A 15,089-nucleotide genomic window follows, 5' to 3' on the forward strand; every position below is an offset into this window, starting at 1 on the left:
AATTGGCCTCTAGAATCTCGTTTCTGTTCTGCAAGGGGGGTATAGCTCAGCTGGGAGAGCGCTTGCATGGCATGCAAGAGGTCAGCGGTTCGATCCCGCTTACCTCCACCATCAGAGCAGAGTGAAGTCGTTCCGAAGTCTGGAACTTGTAGCAAAAAAGACTTCCCAAACAGCAGTATCGTAGTTAAAATAGCGGTCTTCGCAGTTGACGAAGCGAATAACTGGCAAGCAGCTTCATGTTAGTTGATTCAAGGTCAGCGGTGAGTAAAAGACAGATCTGAAAAGATTATGTCCCCTTCGTCTAGAGGCCTAGGACATCACCCTTTCACGGTGAGTACAGGGGTTCGAATCCCCTAGGGGACGCCAAACATCGGCGTCGCTTTATGAAGTAAAGCAGCGCAGCTTGCAGAGAAATAACCGACGCTCGCAAGCCAGGGTGTAAAGACTGGAGTGGTAGTTCAGTCGGTTAGAATACCGGCCTGTCACGCCGGGGGTCGCGGGTTCGAGTCCCGTCCACTCCGCCAGACAAAGCCCGTTCATACAAACTTGAACGGGCTTTTTCATTAAAGGTGTAAGCAGTACGTTGTCCCCTTCGTCTAGAGGCCTAGGACATCACCCTTTCACGGTGAGTACAGGGGTTCGAATCCCCTAGGGGACGCCAGAACATCGGCGTCGTTCGGTAGGAAGTTGAACGGTGCAGTGTGAAAATCTGGAGCGGTAGTTCAGTTGGTTAGAATACCGGCCTGTCACGCCGGGGGTCGCGGGTTCGAGTCCCGTCCGCTCCGCCAGATTTGAAAAGCCCACTTCGAAAGGAGTGGGCTTTTTTTATTTCCGCTGCCTGCCGGCCTGGCTATGCTCGGGACAAACAGCCATTGCCAGCGCGCGCGGCCTGTTTTACCGTTTATCCCGACTTCTCTTCGTCGTGCCGCCATGTTCGATCCAACCGAAGCTCCGTCACCGTTCCATCTGCGCAAAGCCAGCATGGACGATTTCGAGTTCGCCGAGGCGCTGACTCACGGCAACATGGGCGGCTACTATCAGCGGCATCATCTTGTCTGGCGCGGCGATCTCTTTCTCGGCAGCTGGCGCGAGTCGGAAAACTTCATCCTCGAAATGGACGGCAAGGCGATCGGCGTGCTACGCATCACGCAGGAGGGCGATTCGCTGCATATTCGCGACGTGCAGATCGCGGAAGGCTACCGGCGGCTCGGCGCCGGCACCTATCTGCTCGACATGTCGCACCAATGGGCGCGCGAGCGCGGTCTGCGCGAACTGCAGTTGCGCGTGTTCGTCGACAACCCCGCGGCACGGCTCTATCAGCGCAAGGGCTACAAGCTCGCCGGGCCGCGGCTCGCGCAGCTTGGCGCGATCCGTCATCTGGCGCGGCGGGTTTGACGTGACGATTCGCGTTTAGCGGTGCGCGTCGCCGCGCGCGTCCGCATAGTTCGACGCCCTCTCTTCAACGCGTGCATCCGCAGAAACGGCGTCGTTGGCGCTTCCGTCATTTTCCAGCCGATGTTCCGAGCCACGTTCGATAAACGCGCGCGGACTTTCGCCAAAGGCCCGGCGAAACATCGCGGAAAACGCGCTCTGGCTCTGATAGCCCAACTCCTGCGCGACATGGGAGAGCGGCCGCCCCTGGCTTAGCAAAGGGATCGCGCGCGCCAGAATCGCCTGTTGCCGCCACTGCGAAAAACTCACGCCGAGTTCCTGGCGGAAGAGCCGCGCGATGGTGCGCGTACTGGCGCCGACGCTCGCCGCCCATTGTTCGAGCGACTCGGCGGGCGTCGGATCGGCGATCACCGCCTCGCACAGCGCACGCAGGCGCTTTTCGTTCGGCATCGGCACGGAAAGGGGCAGCGGTTCGGAGCGCGTCAGCTCGTCGAGCGCGAGTGCGCCCAGCAGGCGTTCGCGCTCGGGCGAGATGCCGGGCGTATCCAGCGCGGCAATCACCTCGCGCAGCAGGTTCGAGACTTCGACCACGCGCGGCGCGTCGAGCCCCGCGGGCACCGCGTTTTCGGTGATGTACAGCGTGCGCAGAAACGCATCCTCCACGGCCACGACCTCGTGCGTGACATGCGGCGGCACCCAGATCGCGCGCGAGGGCGGCACCATCCACGTGGTGCCGGTCGTGGCCACCCGCAGCACGCCGCGCGGCGCGTACGCGACCTGCGCCCACGCATGCTGATGACGCGCGAAATGCGAACCCATGGGCATGGGACGCGAGCGCACGCGAATGGGGTGCGCTTCGTTCGGCTGGAATTCTGGCGGCGTGTCGGTCAGGCTGACGAAGCTCGACCGGTCCGAACCGGCGTACGGAGTCATGACAAAGGTCGATCCAAAAAACGAAACGCCACAAATGAAACGCGGCGAAACGAAGCGCGGCGATATGAAGCGCAATCGCGGGCGGGTTTCCATTGTAGAGCGTGCGCGCTTTTCGCCGTTGCATAATGGCGGGATTGTCGACCCCTACTCGAGGAGCACGAACGACGATGCAAACCGTCTTTGTCTACGGCACGCTGCGAGCGGGCGAAGTGAACGACATCCGCGAAGCCGCGGCGCGCAACGAGATCGCCGAGCCGACGCTGCTCGGAACGGCCACGGTTCGCGGCCATTTGTTCGACTTCGGCTCGTACCCGGGCCTCGTCGTCGACGAAGAGGGCGTGGAGGTGATCGGCGACGTCTACGAGATCGACGATGAACTCGTTGCCGTGCTCGACGAAATCGAGGCGGTGTACCCCGGCGTCGAAGATCGCTTTCTGGCGCGCGAAGTCATGGTGAAAGTGGACGGCAATGTGGTGAACTGCCGCTTCTATCCGGTTGCGCCTCACGCGGTGAAAGGGCTGCCCGAAATCCGATCCGGCGATTGGGTCAAACACCGCACGACGCGCTGATCCAAAACCGCAGCGCACACGCAAGCACGCGCGCGCCGCAAAAAAGCGGCCCGCGAGGCAACGAGGCCTGGCGGGCCGTCAGGCCGGTCAATCTTCTCGCCAGCTCGCCGTGACGAGCAGCACATTCACGTTCAGATTTCTTCGTAGAGCGGCAGCGTCAGGAAGTCCGTGAACTGCGCGGACGTCGACATCTGCTCGAAGATTTGCGCGGCGCGCTCGTACGGCGCGGTATCGCCGCCCACCGCCTGCTTCACCTTGTCGAGTTCCTGCACGGCCAGCTCGCGCACCAGTTCAGCGGTCACCTTGCGGCCGTCGTCGAGCGTGCCCTTCGGCGAGCGGATCCATTGCCACACCTGCGAGCGCGAAATCTCGGCGGTCGCGGCGTCTTCCATCAGATTGTGGATCGGCACGCAGCCATTGCCCGCGAGCCACGAACCCAGGTAGTGAATGCCGACGTTGATGTTGTTGCGCAAACCGGCTTCTGTAATCGGCGTCTCTGGGCGGAAGTCGAGCAGATCCGTCGCGGTGACGAGCACGTCGTCGCGTTGCTTGCCGATCTGGTTCGGTTTGTCCCCGAGCACCTTGACGAATTCTTCCATTGCGATGGGCACGAGCCCCGGGTGCGCAACCCAGCCGCCGTCGTAGCCGTCGCCCGCATCGCGCGCCTTGTCCGAGCGCACGCCGGCCATCGCCTTGTCGTTCGCAGCCGGGTCGTTCTTGATCGGAATCAGCGCGCTCATGCCGCCGATAGCGGGCGCATTGCGGCGGTGGCAAGTCTTCAGCAGCAACAGCGCATAGGCGCGCATGAAGGGCGAGGTCATCGTGATCTGCGAGCGGTCTGCGAGGCAGAAGTCGCGGTCGGCCTTGAACTTCTTGATTGCCGAGAAGATGTAGTCCCAGCGGCCCGCGTTCAGGCCCGAGCTGTGTTCGCGCAGCTCGTACAGGATTTCGTCCATTTCGAACGCGGCGAGAATGGTTTCGATCAGCACCGTCGCGCGAATCGTGCCGCGCGGCACGCCGACCGCTTCCTGCGCAGCGACGAAGATGTCGTTCCACAGACGCGCCTCGAGGTGGCTTTCCATCTTCGGCAGATAGAAGTAGGGGCCCGAGCCGCGCGCGATCAGTTCCTTCGCGTTATGCACCATGAAGAGCGCGAAGTCGAAGATGCCGCCGGACACGCGCTTGCCGTCCACGCTCACGTGCTTCTCGTCGAGGTGCCAGCCGCGCGGGCGCACGATCAGCGTGGCGATGGTGTCGTTCAGCTTGTAGTGCTTGCCGTTCTGCTCCAGCGAAATCGTGCGGCGCACGGCGTCCTTCAGGTTGATATGGCCGGTGATCTGGTTGTCCCAGCTCGGCGCATTCGAATCCTCGAAGTCGGTCATGTACGAATCCGCGCCGGAGTTCAGCGCGTTGATGATCATCTTGCGCTCCACCGGCCCCGTGATTTCGACGCGGCGGCGTTGCAGGTCGTGCGGCAGCGGCGCGATGGTCCAGTCGCTCTCGCGCACGCTCTTCGTCTCGGCGAGGAAGTCGGGGCGCTCGCCCGCGTCGAGACGCTTCATGCGTTCCGCGCGCGCCTGCAGCAGCTGCTGACGGCGCGGCTCGAAGGTGCGATGCAGCGCGGCGACGAGTTCGAGCGCCTCGCGGGTCAGAATTGCTTCATAACCCGGTTTGATTTCGCCGGTGATTGCCACGCCCTGCGGCAGCGACAACGATGACTGCGAATTCGCCATGTTTTCTCCTTGGTCGGTCAGATTGCGAAAATGCAAAGTTGAAAAGCGGTGAGGTCGTTAAGTGAGTTGTCGAGTCGGTTGCGTCGCAGAGGCTCATGCATCTTTGCCTGCGCGCGTGCGGCTTGCCGCGACGGTGCGTCCAGTGCGCGCCGTTCGTCCTGCCGGGGCAAGCGTGCTCAGAAAGGCCAGCAGATCGCTCATGCCCGCGCCCGTGCCATGCGGTGTTACGCCCAGTTCCTCGAGCGGCGCGTTCTGACGGTTGAGCCAGAACGTGGTGAAGCCGAACCACGTCGCGCCGGCCACGTCCCAGCCGTTCGATGAAACGAAGACGATTTCGCGGGCCGCCGCGCCGAAGGCTCGCGTGCCGAGCGCGTAGGCGGCCGGCGCGGGTTTGTACGCGCGCACGGCGTCGACGGACAGCACGTGGTCGAAGAGGCCGCTCATGCCGGCGCTCTTGACCGCGACGTCGAGCATCTGCGGATTGCCGTTCGAAAGAATCGCAAGGCCGGGCGCGTGAGCCGCCGCTTTGTCTCTTGCGGACGAGGCGCCTGGAAGCGCCGCGGTCAAAGGCGAGCCGCTGCCGGACGAGCGCAGCGCGCGCAGCGCGGGCACCGCGTCGGGAAAGGCGGACAGGCACGCGTACTCGTCCATCAGACGTTTTTCAGCGGTCCGGCCGAGCGTCAGTTGAAGTTTTTTTGCCGAGAAACGGAGCGCGTCGAGCGTGATGTCCCAGAACGGCCGATAGTGCGCGGCGCCGTCGCCGTCGCCGTTGCTGAGGCCGGCGAGCGTGCGCAACTGCGTGTATTCGATCTGCTTTTGCCGCCACAACTGGGAGAGCGCGTCGCCGCGCCCGGGGAAGATCTGCTCCGCGGCAGCGATTACCGAGTGCACGTCGAAGAGCGTGCCGTAGGCGTCGAAAATCACTGCTTGGGGGGAGAGTGTCGTTGTGGCCGACATTGCCGTGCGCTCCTGTCAGAGGTCGGGACAGATTGTATTAGCGCTGCTCTGCGCTAAAAAAGAGGCTAAAGATCACTTGATCTTTTACTTTCATCCACCTAATCTGGCGCGCACCGGCCAACTTTGCCGCCCGAGCGGCGTTCCTTTCATGGACCGTTTCAAGCAGATCGAGACTTTTGTCACCGTCGCGGCCAAAGGCAGCTTGTCCGCCGCGGCGCTCGCCGAGGGCGTCGCGCCGGCTATCATCGGCCGGCGTATCGACGCGCTGGAGGAGCGCCTCGGCGTCAAACTGCTGGTGCGCACCACCCGCAAGATCACGCTGACGTTCGAAGGCTCGGCGTTTCTCGAAGACTGTCAGCGCATCATTCACGACATGCAGAACGCCGAGGCGAGCGTGTCGGCGGGCGGTGTCAAGGCGAGCGGCCATTTGCGGCTCTCCGCGCCGGCCGGTTTCGGACGCCGCCACGTCGCGCCGCTGGTGCCGGCTTTCACGGTCGCGCATCCGGACGTGTCCATCACGCTCGACCTGTCGGACCGGCTCGTGGATCTCGTCAACGAAGGCTTCGATTGCGCCGTACGGCTCGGCGAGTTGCCCGATTCGTCGCTCGTGTCGCTCAAGCTCGGCGAAAACCGGCGCGTGTGCGTGGCGTCGCCGTCGTATCTGAGCCGGCGCAGCGCGCCGCACAGTCTCGCCGACCTCGCGCAGCACAACTGTCTCGCGCTCGGCGCGAGCGCCAATCAGCAGCGCGGCTGGGTGTTCCAGCAGGATGGCAAAGTCGTGTCCATCAAGGTGTCGGGCACGATGGAATGTTCCGACGGCGCGGTGCTGCACGAATGGTGTCTCGAAGGTCACGGCCTCGCGTGGCGCTCCTGGTGGGAAGTCGGCGCGGACATCGCGGCGGGGCGGCTCGTGAGCGTGCTCGACGAATTCGCCGCGCCGCCCATCGGCATTCATGCGGTGTTTCCGCAGCGCCGCCATTTGCCGCTGCGGGTGCGACTTTTCCTGGACTTTCTTAAGCATACGTATGGCCTTCCGGACTACTGGGGCTGACGCCGCGCAACGGGTTTTCGATATTCGGACAGACCCTCGATGGTGGTCAGGGGCCGGTTTCCGCGACCTACAATCGCTTTAAGGGCGGCAGCAGACCGGCTGCGCGCACGGCAACCGGACACGGATACGGAGGGCTCATGTTCAAGCACATTCTCGTTCCGACCGACGGCTCGGACCTCTCGCGCAAGGCGATCGCCGGCGCCATCGACCTTGCGCAGGCAGTCGGCGCGCGCATCACCGCGTATGCCTGTCTGCCCCAATATCCGTACGCGCCGTTCTCCGATATCGCCGTCGAGCCGCCGTCCGAATTTCTCGACCGCAGCGAACGCGAAGCGCAGGAGCATCTGCGCGAGGTAGAATTTGCCGCGAGCCGCGTCGGGGTGGTGGTCGATCGACGCACGAGCGTGCACCCCGCGCCGTATCTCGGCATCATCGAAGCGGCGGAGCAGAGCGGCTGCGACGTCATCTTCATGGCCTCACACGGGCGGCGCGGTCTCGGCAGTCTGCTGATCGGCAGCGAAACGCAGCGCGTGCTCACGCATACGAAAATTCCGGTGCTCGTGTATCGCTGAATCTCCGCCAGGCGCCTCGGTCGTTCCCCAGCGAAAAACGCGCCGGCAACTTTGCCGGCGCGTCGTTCGTTCGCCGCACAATCCCACCATCCGCCTGGGTCCGGTTGTGCTGGCTTTATGCAGCCCCCGCCTTATATCGAATCCTCGCCACCGGCGCTGGCCGCTTCCAGCAAAGATGCGGCCGGCCGCCGATGCCGAGGCTCCTCCCTGTTGACGGTGGCTGGCCGGCGCAACCGCTGCGCCGTCAGCAACCGTCATCTGCCTTGCGTTTTCGCGATCAGGCCGCGAGAGGCCGTCACGCGACTTTCTTGTCGAAGAACTGTTCGTCTTCCGTCGAGCCGTGCAGCGCGGTCGTCGACGCTTCGCGCTCCACCGTCTGCGTGACCGCGTCGAAATAGCCCGTGCCCACTTCGCGCTGGTGCTTGACGGCGGTGAAGCCCTTTTCCGCCGCCGCGAATTCGGCCTGCTGCATTTCGACGAACGCGGTCATCTGATTGCGCGCGTAGCCGTGCGCGAGGTTGAACATCGAGTAGTTCAGCGCGTGGAAGCCGGCGAGCGTGATGAACTGGAACTTGTAGCCCATCGCGCCGAGTTCGCGCTGGAACTTGGCGATGGTCGCGTCGTCGAGATTCTTCTTCCAGTTGAACGACGGCGAGCAGTTGTACGACAGCAGTTGATCCGGGTACTCCTTGTGGATCGCGTCCGCGAATTTCTTCGCAAACTCGAGGTCCGGCTTGCCGGTTTCGCACCAGATCATGTCGGCGTACGGCGCATAGGCGAGGCCGCGCGAAATCGCCTGTTCGAGACCCGGCTTCGTGCGGTAGAAGCCTTCGACGGTGCGCTCGCCGGTCAGGAACGGCTTGTCGTTTTCGTCCACGTCCGAGGTGATCAGGTCGGCGGCTTCGGCATCGGTGCGGGCGAGCAGCACGGTCGGCACGCCGCAGACGTCGGCGGCGAGACGCGCGGCCGTCAGCTTGGCGATGTTTTCGCGCGTCGGCACGAGCACCTTGCCGCCCATGTGGCCGCACTTCTTCACCGAGGCGAGCTGGTCTTCGAAGTGCACGCCGGCGGCGCCGGCTTCGATCATGGCCTTCATCAGTTCGAACGCGTTCAGCACGCCGCCGAAACCGGCTTCGGCATCGGCGACGATCGGTGCAAAGTAGTCGATATAGCCTTCGTCGCCCGGATTCTTGCCTTCCGACCACTGGATCTGGTCGGCGCGCGTGAGCGTGTTGTTGATGCGCTTGACGACGAGCGGCACCGAATTCGCCGGGTACAGCGACTGGTCGGGATACATTTCGCCGGCCACGTTCGCGTCGCCCGCCACCTGCCAGCCCGACAGGTAGATCGCCTTCAGCCCGGCCTTGACCTGTTGCATCGCCTGGTTACCGGTGAGCGCGCCGAGCGAGTTGACGAACGGCTCGGTGTTCACGCTGTGCCAGAGTTTTTCGGCGCCGCGCTTCGCGAGCGTGTGCTCGACCTGCAGCGAACCGCGCAGACGGATCACGTCCTCGGCCGTGTAGCTGCGCTTGACGCCTTTCCAGCGCGGATCGGTTTCCCATTGCTGTTGAAGTTGGCGGGCTTGTTCTTCGCGCGTCGTCATGGTGTTCTCCTTGGTTGCCTAAGAAACGGATGGTGGACTCTGTCTTCGCCGTAGCGATCCGCCTTCAGTTCAGGAGCAAGGCGATTCGTTTCGTGAAGTCTTATATAAGAGTCTAGGCAAATCAGTAGACGCGCAATAGTCGTCGGCGAACGATTTTCAAATAATTATATTGATTTAAAATCAAGGTGTTGTGATCGACGTTTCATATAAAGAAACGACTTTTTCCATGTTGCAATAGGCACCTTTGTGCCTTGCAGCACGATTTTTTACGACGCAAAAAAATTTTTTACATCATGAAATATTGGCGGCGAGGAATTGCAGGCGAAAAAAAAAACCGGTGCAGGGCACCGGTTTTTCATGTCGACCGCGCGTGCTTCGGAGCGCGATCAGGTTGTTCAAGTCACTGTTGCGTTAGTTATTGTGCTGCCAGCGCCAGCCGGATGACGGCTGCCGCCGCGAGGCCGGCAAGGCCGGCAAACTGCTGCCGGCCGACGCCTTCAGCGCAGGTGGGCGCTGCGCTAACTGTATGGTTTAGCTGCCGCGACGCGCCGTACGCGGACCGTCGCTGCGGCGGGCGCCGTAGCCGCCGTCACGCGAGCCGCCGTAGCCTTCGCGGGAACCGCCGTAGCCGTCACGCGAACCGCCGCCCGACGACTTGCCTGCCCAGCCGCCGCTGCCGCTGCGCGAACCGCCGCCGTTGCCGCCCGGCTTGCCCGAGCCGCTGCCGAAGCGGCGTCCGCCGCCATTGCCGCCCGGACGGCCGCGGCCGCCAAAGCCAGGCCGGCCGTTACCCGACGGCGCCGACTTGCGCGGCTCGAAACCTTCGACGACGTTCACCGGCAGCGGCGTGCGCACGAAGCGCTCGATACGCTTGAGCGCGCCCTGTTCGGCGTGATGCACGAGGCTCACCGCGATACCCGAGCGGCCCGCGCGGCCCGTACGGCCGATGCGGTGCACGTAGTCTTCGGCGAACTTCGGCAGGTCGTAGTTGAACACGTGCGTGATGCCCGGAATGTCGATGCCGCGAGCGGCGACGTCCGTTGCGACCAGCACGCGCACGCGGCGCTCGCGCAGTGCGCGAATGGTGCGGTTACGCGCGCCTTGCGGCAGGTCGCCGTGCAGTGCCGCCGATTCAAAGCCCGCGTCGGCAAGACGGCCGGCCAGTTGGTCGGCGTCCATCTTGGTGGCCGTGAAGACGATGGCCTGGTCGAGGCCCGCGTCGCGCAACAGATGGTCGAGCAGACGGTCCTTGTGATCGCGGTCGTCGACGTAATGAACGGTTTGCGCGATGTTGGTGCGCTGTTCCATGCGCTGAACGATCTCGATACGCTCCGGATCCTTCAGCAGACGGCCGGTCAGCGAGCCGATCTTGCCGTCGAGCGTGGCCGAGAACAGCATGGTCTGACGCGTGGCCGGCGTCGCCGCGACGATCGTGTCGATGTCGTCGATGAAACCCATGTCGAGCATGCGGTCGGCTTCGTCGAGCACGAGAATCTGCAGTTGCGACAGGTCGATGCGGCCGCGCTCCAGGTGGTCGATCAGACGGCCCGGCGTGGCAACGAGGATTTCGGGGTTCTTCGCGAGCAGCATCAATTGCTGGCCGTAAGCGACGCCGCCGAGAATGCTGACGGTGCGCAGGCGCTTCAGGTGCTTGCCGTACGTGGCCGCGGCGGTCGTGACCTGCATGGCGAGTTCGCGGGTCGGCGTCAGCACGAGCATAGTCGGACGGGCAACCGGTTGCGGGCGGCGGCCACGGCCGCCGTCGGCCGGACGCGGCTCGCGGGGCTGGCTGGCCTGCGCCTTTTGCAATTGCGCGAAACGTTCGATGGCGGGCAGCATGAACGCGGCGGTCTTGCCCGAACCGGTCGGGCTCGAGACCAGCAGGTCGCGGCCGGCGATGCCGGCGGGAACCGCGCGCTGCTGAACCGGCGTCGGGTTCTGATAGCCAGCGGCGGTCAGGGCGGAGACGACATCCGCGGACAGACCGAGCGACGCGAACGTCGGGCCGGCGGGCGCGGCAGCAGCGGCTGCGGCTTGGGCGGGAGCGTCGGCGAAACCGAGGGCCTGATCGGCGATGGCGTTCAACGGGCTGCTGGAGGTATTGCTCGAAGTCATGAGAATCCTTAAAACACAGGGAGTTAAAACGTCGGCGCCAATCGGCATACCCAAGTCGTCGGATTCAGCGAGCAAAGAAGCAGCGAGCAAATCGAAAAACGGGGGCAACTCGCAACAATGAAGGCGAGTTTTTCGTTAGAAGCTGTATCGGATGCGACACGCCAACATGGCTTGCCGCCAGCCTGGGACATGATCGCCCGTAGAGGGCTAGGCAGGAGGGGACAGGTTCTAAACTGGATTGGAGCTAAACGCTACGAGGCGCTGCGCCGCAACGGCCGCTGGTGAAAGCCGGGCAAAGCAGTGAAGCGCAGACGGCATTGTATAGGGTTTTGTTGCAGTGCGCCACTATTTGGAGATTTCTTAGGGCAAAACGGGCGGCACGGCGGCGCCAGCAGGCGCCCGCAGGCCGCCCGCAGTTTCAGGCAGACGCGCCGCTCTTCAGCGATTCGACGAGTTCCACGTATTGCTGCTTCGCCGCATCCTGCGAAGTGCCTTTCAGGGCGGCCCACGCGTCGTATTTGTACTTGCCGACAATGTCGGTGAAGCCCGGCTTGTCGCCGTGCACGTCGCCTTCGCTCGCTTGCTTGAAGAGCGCGTAAAGGCGCAGCAGCGTGAGGTTGCCCGGGCGCTCGGGCAGTTGCTTGACGTCTTCCTGCGCTTGCGTGAACTGGGTGTCGAGATCCGTCATCTTGCTCTCCGGCGGGATGGTCAGGGTCTGCGATCATAACAACCCGATGCCGCCGCGTGGCCGAGGGCTCATTCCAAACGCCGCCGGGTGCGAGCGCGACCAAACCGCATCCGCGCGCGCGGCGCCGATTACAATACGGTCCATGACTCAGACCGTGCTTCTTGCCCTCGATACCTCCACCGAATTCTGCTCGGTCGCGCTGTTGTCCGCCGCCGTCGGTACCGCGGACCTGGCTCGCGCCGAGCCGCGCGCGTGGGTCCGCCACGAACAGACGGGCGCCGTGTCCAGCACGCGCCTCTTGCCCGCCATCCGCGAACTTTTCGACGAAGCCGGCCTCGCGCTCGCCGACTGCAACGCAGTCGCGTTCGGTTCGGGGCCGGGCTCGTTCACTGGGCTGCGCACCGCCACGGGCGTCGCGCAAGGGCTCGCGTTCGGCCTCGATCTGCCGGTCGTGCCGGTCAGCACGCTGCTCGTCTGCGCCGAGAGCGCGCGGCGCCGCGATCCGGCGGCGACGCGTGTGCTGGCGGCGCTCGACGCCCGCATGGACGAGATCTACTGGGCCGACTACGCATGGGACGACGCCCAAGGCGAATGGCGCGTCGTGCACGGCGCATCGCTGGATACGCCGGAGCGGCTCGTCCTGCCCGACGCGCCGTTCACGCTCGCGGGCAACGCGGCCGCGGCTTTCGGCGAGCGGCTGCCGGCGGCCGCCGCCGCTCGAACCGTCGATGCCGAGGCTTTACCGCACGCGCTGCCGCTCGCCTACGCCGCGCTGAGGGCCTTCCATGCCGGCCGCACGGTGCCCGCCGACCAGGCCGCGCCCGAGTACGTGCGCAACAAGGTCGCGCAGACCACGGCCGAGCGCATCGCGGAGAAAGCGGCCAAAGCAGGGCAGGCGGCGGCGCCGGCCAGTGCCGCCCACGACCCCGCGTCGCGCGAGGGACGGCCATGAGCGGCGTGCTGCTGGCGGACCGCTACATGTCGCCGATGACGGAAGGCGACCTGGACGAAGTGGCCGCCATCGAAAAGCTCGCCTATGAGTTCCCCTGGAGCCGCGGCAATTTCGGCGACTCGCTGCGCAACGGCTATTTCGGCGTGTGTCTGCGGCACGTCACCGGCACGCTGATCGGGTATTGCGTGCTGATGCCCGTCGTCGACGAAATGCATCTGCTCAATCTGTGCGTCGCGCCTGCCGCGCAAGGCGCCGGCGCCGGGCTCGCGCTGCTGCGCGAGGCGGTGCGCATTACGCGCGCCGAAAAACTCGACGGACTGTTGCTCGAAGTGCGTCCGTCGAACCATCGGGCGATCCGGCTTTACGAGCGGTTCGGCTTCACGTCGATTGGCTGGCGCAAGAACTATTATCCGGCGCGGCATCGCAGCCGGGAGGACGCCATCGTGATGCGTTTATCGTTTGTGAGGGAGGGCGCGGATGGCGCTCAATGAATCGGTACTGGAAGAGTTCGGACTCGCGCCGCGCTGGGTGCGTCGCGGGATGGCCGCGGCGCAGGAAGCGGCCGGCACGCTGAGTGTGGAGCAGGGCGGCGCGCCCGGGACTTCCGCGGCGGGCTTGCCGCCGGAGCGCTTGCAGAACGGAGAGCCGGCCGGGCGCGCTCTTCCGCAACCCGCAGTCGACGACAGCGATGCGCGAACTGCTCTGTCGTCGTTCACGCCTGAGCCGCAGCGCGCGTCGTCATTGCCGGCTGTCGCAAGCCGCGCTCCGCACGTGGCCGAGCCGCCGGCCATGTCCGAGCCGTCGTCCTTCGGCGCCCCGCCCGACGACGGCTTCGCATGGTTCGACGATCTGCCGCTGCATCCACCGGGCGAAGCCCACGCCGCTGTGCCCGCGCTGCCGGCCATCCATACGCTCGACTGGGACGCGCTCTCGGAGCGCGTCGCGAACTGCGAGCGTTGCCGGCTGTGCGAAAAGCGCACCCAAGCCGTATTCGGCGTCGGCAATCGCAACGCCGACTGGATGCTGATCGGCGAAGCGCCCGGCGAAAACGAGGACCGCGTGGGCGAGCCTTTCGTCGGCCAGGCCGGCAAGCTGCTCGACAACATGCTGCGTTCGCTCGCGCTCGCGCGCGGCGCGAATGTGTATATCGCCAACGTCATCAAGTGCCGGCCGCCGGGCAACCGCAATCCCGAACCGGACGAAGTCGCGCGCTGCGAACCCTATCTGCAACGCCAGGTGGAGCTCGTCAAGCCGAAGCTGATCGTCGCGCTCGGCCGCTTCGCCGCGCAAAGTCTGCTCAAGACCGACGCGAGTATTTCGTCGCTGCGCGGGCGCGTCCACCAATACGAGGGCGTGCCGGTGATCGTCACCTATCACCCGGCTTATCTGTTGCGCAGCCTGCCCGACAAGGCCAAGGCGTGGGCCGATCTGTGCCTCGCGCGCGACACCTGGCGCGAGGCGGGGAGTGAAGCGGGGCGCGAAGGCGGCGCGGCGTCCGGCGCGGCGCCGCGGTGAGCGCCGAGCCAACGCCGGCAAGCAGCGCTGACCTGCCGCGCACCGAGCCCGCGACGCTTCGCGATCTGCTCGATACGCTGCACGACCCCGCCGTGCGCGATCTCGCGTGGCTGCTCTTCAGCGCCGATTTGTTGCGTGCGCAACCGCCGGTCGGCGAGCTGGCCACGCTTTTTCATACTTCGGATCAACTCGCCCGGACGTTGCGCTTCTTGCGCCTGCTGGATACGGCGCCCGAGCCCTTGCATCGCGAGCTCGCGGCGACGCGCATCACGCGGCTCGGCCGCTACGCCGAACGCCTGCTGGGCTGGTTCCTGCAACATGGACCGGCCGCGCGGCTCGTCGCGGCGGGCGTGCCGCTGCGTCGCGCGGGCATCACGCTCGGCGAATGCGATTTCCTGCTGACGACGCCAGAGGGCGCTCAGCTCCACTGGGAACTCGCGGTGAAGTGCTACCTGCATGCCGGTCACGCAGACGCACACGAGGCGTCCAGGCTATCCGACTATGTCGGCCCGAATCTGAAGGACCGCTTCGACCTGAAACTCGCGCATCTGCTTGGCCATCAGTTGCCGTTGAGCGCGCGCGAGGAGTTCGCGTCGACCGGCTATCCGGGAACGTGGACGCCGCAAATGTTCGTCAAAGGGTGGCTGTTCTATCGGCACGGCGAGACAGCCGTGGATCCCGTCGAGCTCGATCCCGGGCATGGCCGCGGCTGGTGGGTGACCCATCGCGACTGGCCGCAGTTCGCGTCGGCGCAAGGCGGGCATTGGCGCGTGCTGCCGCGTCTCGAATGGTTGGCGCCGCGGCGCCATGCGGCCCACGAACGCGACGCGCTGAACACGCATTTCGCCGACGCCGAAACGCTTGCGCTGCACACCTCACGTCAACCTGTGCCGACGATGGTCGCTTCGTTCGCCGAAGACAGCGCGGGCAATCTGCTCGAACGTGCGCGCGGTTTCATCGTCCCCGACGACTGGCCTCTGCGGGCGCAAGACTACGCGCGGCAGTAGGG

Annotated in this window: 14 protein-coding genes and 5 tRNA genes; 13 read left to right on the forward strand and 6 right to left on the reverse strand. The window is 64.9% G+C overall.

Translation table 11 applies throughout. The annotated features are described in order from the left end of the window. The first annotated feature begins 35 nt into the window (after window positions 1–35). The 6 genes from HV711_RS07730 to HV711_RS07755 all read left to right on the forward strand — a co-directional run bounded on the left by HV711_RS07730 (window position 36) and on the right by HV711_RS07755 (window position 1,395). Window positions 36–111 (forward strand) — tRNA-Ala (locus tag HV711_RS07730). 179 nt (window positions 112–290) lie between these two features. Continuing rightward, a tRNA-Glu gene (locus HV711_RS07735) sits at window positions 291–366 on the forward strand. 81 nt (window positions 367–447) lie between these two features. Beyond that, window positions 448–524, forward strand: a tRNA-Asp gene (locus tag HV711_RS07740). A gap of 61 nt (window positions 525–585) precedes the next feature. Further along, window positions 586–661: transfer RNA gene (locus HV711_RS07745), tRNA-Glu, on the forward strand. 50 nt (window positions 662–711) lie between these two features. Then, window positions 712–788, forward strand: a tRNA-Asp gene (locus HV711_RS07750). 142 nt (window positions 789–930) lie between these two features. Beyond that, window positions 931–1,395 carry a GNAT family N-acetyltransferase gene (locus tag HV711_RS07755; protein ID WP_013588836.1) on the forward strand — a complete coding sequence of 155 codons (465 nt, stop codon included), beginning with the start codon at window positions 931–933 and terminating at the stop codon, window positions 1,393–1,395. 15 nt (window positions 1,396–1,410) lie between these two features. On the opposite strand, the gene HV711_RS07760 is transcribed toward HV711_RS07755, so the two are convergent. Beyond that, window positions 1,411–2,325, reverse strand: coding sequence for an AraC family transcriptional regulator (locus tag HV711_RS07760; RefSeq protein WP_035477880.1), 915 nt, complete (start codon window positions 2,323–2,325; stop codon window positions 1,411–1,413). A 167-nt stretch (window positions 2,326–2,492) separates the two neighbouring features. On the opposite strand from HV711_RS07760, the gene HV711_RS07765 reads away from it, so the two are divergent. Then, window positions 2,493–2,894 (forward strand): gamma-glutamylcyclotransferase family protein, encoded by a 402-nt coding sequence (locus HV711_RS07765; RefSeq protein ID WP_028363374.1) that lies wholly within the window; start codon window positions 2,493–2,495, stop codon window positions 2,892–2,894. A gap of 131 nt (window positions 2,895–3,025) precedes the next feature. On the opposite strand, the gene aceB is transcribed toward HV711_RS07765, so the two are convergent. Further along, window positions 3,026–4,627, reverse strand: coding sequence for a malate synthase A (gene aceB / locus HV711_RS07770; protein WP_035477845.1), 1,602 nt, complete (start codon window positions 4,625–4,627; stop codon window positions 3,026–3,028). 93 nt (window positions 4,628–4,720) lie between these two features. Continuing rightward, window positions 4,721–5,584, reverse strand: a complete 864-nt coding sequence (locus HV711_RS07775) for a (S)-2-haloacid dehalogenase (RefSeq protein ID WP_035477847.1) — start codon at window positions 5,582–5,584, stop codon at window positions 4,721–4,723. Window positions 5,585–5,732: 148 nt separating this feature from the next. On the opposite strand from HV711_RS07775, the gene HV711_RS07780 reads away from it, so the two are divergent. After that, window positions 5,733–6,635 carry a LysR family transcriptional regulator gene (locus tag HV711_RS07780; protein ID WP_035477849.1) on the forward strand — a complete coding sequence of 301 codons (903 nt, stop codon included), beginning with the start codon at window positions 5,733–5,735 and terminating at the stop codon, window positions 6,633–6,635. 137 nt (window positions 6,636–6,772) lie between these two features. After that, window positions 6,773–7,207 (forward strand): universal stress protein, encoded by a 435-nt coding sequence (locus HV711_RS07785; RefSeq protein ID WP_013588830.1) that lies wholly within the window; start codon window positions 6,773–6,775, stop codon window positions 7,205–7,207. Window positions 7,208–7,502: 295 nt separating this feature from the next. Here HV711_RS07785 and aceA read toward each other — a convergent pair whose 3' ends face one another. From aceA to HV711_RS07800, 3 genes are all read right to left on the reverse strand, one after another. Next, the gene (gene aceA, locus HV711_RS07790) at window positions 7,503–8,810 is read right to left on the reverse strand and encodes an isocitrate lyase (RefSeq protein WP_028363371.1); all 1,308 of its coding nucleotides are present in this window, start codon (window positions 8,808–8,810) and stop codon (window positions 7,503–7,505) included. Window positions 8,811–9,341: 531 nt separating this feature from the next. Beyond that, complete coding sequence (locus tag HV711_RS07795) at window positions 9,342–10,925, reverse strand: DEAD/DEAH box helicase (RefSeq protein WP_175145044.1); 1,584 nt, start codon at window positions 10,923–10,925, stop codon at window positions 9,342–9,344. Between the two features lie 418 nt (window positions 10,926–11,343). Beyond that, window positions 11,344–11,613 (reverse strand): acyl-CoA-binding protein, encoded by a 270-nt coding sequence (locus HV711_RS07800; protein WP_013588827.1) that lies wholly within the window; start codon window positions 11,611–11,613, stop codon window positions 11,344–11,346. Window positions 11,614–11,755: 142 nt separating this feature from the next. Between HV711_RS07800 and tsaB the strand changes: the two genes are divergently transcribed. The 4 genes from tsaB to HV711_RS07820 are packed head-to-tail and all read left to right on the forward strand — an operon-like array spanning window position 11,756 to window position 15,087. Beyond that, entirely contained in the window at window positions 11,756–12,565 is an 810-nt protein-coding gene (tsaB, locus tag HV711_RS07805; protein WP_035477483.1) for a tRNA (adenosine(37)-N6)-threonylcarbamoyltransferase complex dimerization subunit type 1 TsaB, read from the forward strand. Continuing rightward, the gene (gene rimI / locus HV711_RS07810; protein WP_035477480.1) at window positions 12,562–13,056 is read left to right on the forward strand and encodes a ribosomal protein S18-alanine N-acetyltransferase; all 495 of its coding nucleotides are present in this window, start codon (window positions 12,562–12,564) and stop codon (window positions 13,054–13,056) included. Before tsaB ends, rimI begins: the two co-directional genes overlap by 4 nt. Beyond that, on the forward strand, window positions 13,043–14,080 hold the full coding sequence (locus HV711_RS07815; protein WP_035477478.1) for a uracil-DNA glycosylase: 1,038 nt from the start codon (window positions 13,043–13,045) through the stop codon (window positions 14,078–14,080). Before rimI ends, HV711_RS07815 begins: the two co-directional genes overlap by 14 nt. Continuing rightward, on the forward strand, window positions 14,077–15,087 hold the full coding sequence (locus tag HV711_RS07820; RefSeq protein ID WP_035477476.1) for a DUF1853 family protein: 1,011 nt from the start codon (window positions 14,077–14,079) through the stop codon (window positions 15,085–15,087). The genes HV711_RS07815 and HV711_RS07820 overlap by 4 nt, the downstream gene beginning before the upstream one ends. Window positions 15,088–15,089: the final 2 nt, after the last annotated feature.

It is taken from the genome of Paraburkholderia phenoliruptrix, from assembly GCF_902859825.1.
Taxonomy (GTDB): Bacteria; Pseudomonadota; Gammaproteobacteria; order Burkholderiales; family Burkholderiaceae; genus Paraburkholderia; species Paraburkholderia phenoliruptrix.

What these genes read in the sequence shown, in the direction of transcription:
- HV711_RS07800 (WP_013588827.1), bottom strand. Translation starts at nt 11,613, where the DNA reads ATGACGGATCTCGACACCCAGTTCACGCAAGCGCAGGAAGACGTCAAG.
- HV711_RS07765 (WP_028363374.1), top strand. Translation starts at nt 2,493, where the DNA reads ATGCAAACCGTCTTTGTCTACGGCACGCTGCGAGCGGGCGAAGTGAAC.
- HV711_RS07760 (WP_035477880.1), bottom strand. Translation starts at nt 2,325, where the DNA reads ATGACTCCGTACGCCGGTTCGGACCGGTCGAGCTTCGTCAGCCTGACC.
- HV711_RS07785 (WP_013588830.1), top strand. Translation starts at nt 6,773, where the DNA reads ATGTTCAAGCACATTCTCGTTCCGACCGACGGCTCGGACCTCTCGCGC.
- HV711_RS07795 (WP_175145044.1), bottom strand. Translation starts at nt 10,925, where the DNA reads ATGACTTCGAGCAATACCTCCAGCAGCCCGTTGAACGCCATCGCCGAT.
- HV711_RS07775 (WP_035477847.1), bottom strand. Translation starts at nt 5,584, where the DNA reads ATGTCGGCCACAACGACACTCTCCCCCCAAGCAGTGATTTTCGACGCC.
- HV711_RS07755 (WP_013588836.1), top strand. Translation starts at nt 931, where the DNA reads ATGTTCGATCCAACCGAAGCTCCGTCACCGTTCCATCTGCGCAAAGCC.
- aceA (WP_028363371.1), bottom strand. Translation starts at nt 8,810, where the DNA reads ATGACGACGCGCGAAGAACAAGCCCGCCAACTTCAACAGCAATGGGAA.
- aceB (WP_035477845.1), bottom strand. Translation starts at nt 4,627, where the DNA reads ATGGCGAATTCGCAGTCATCGTTGTCGCTGCCGCAGGGCGTGGCAATC.
- HV711_RS07780 (WP_035477849.1), top strand. Translation starts at nt 5,733, where the DNA reads ATGGACCGTTTCAAGCAGATCGAGACTTTTGTCACCGTCGCGGCCAAA.
- HV711_RS07815 (WP_035477478.1), top strand. Translation starts at nt 13,043, where the DNA reads ATGGCGCTCAATGAATCGGTACTGGAAGAGTTCGGACTCGCGCCGCGC.
- tsaB (WP_035477483.1), top strand. Translation starts at nt 11,756, where the DNA reads ATGACTCAGACCGTGCTTCTTGCCCTCGATACCTCCACCGAATTCTGC.
- rimI (WP_035477480.1), top strand. Translation starts at nt 12,562, where the DNA reads ATGAGCGGCGTGCTGCTGGCGGACCGCTACATGTCGCCGATGACGGAA.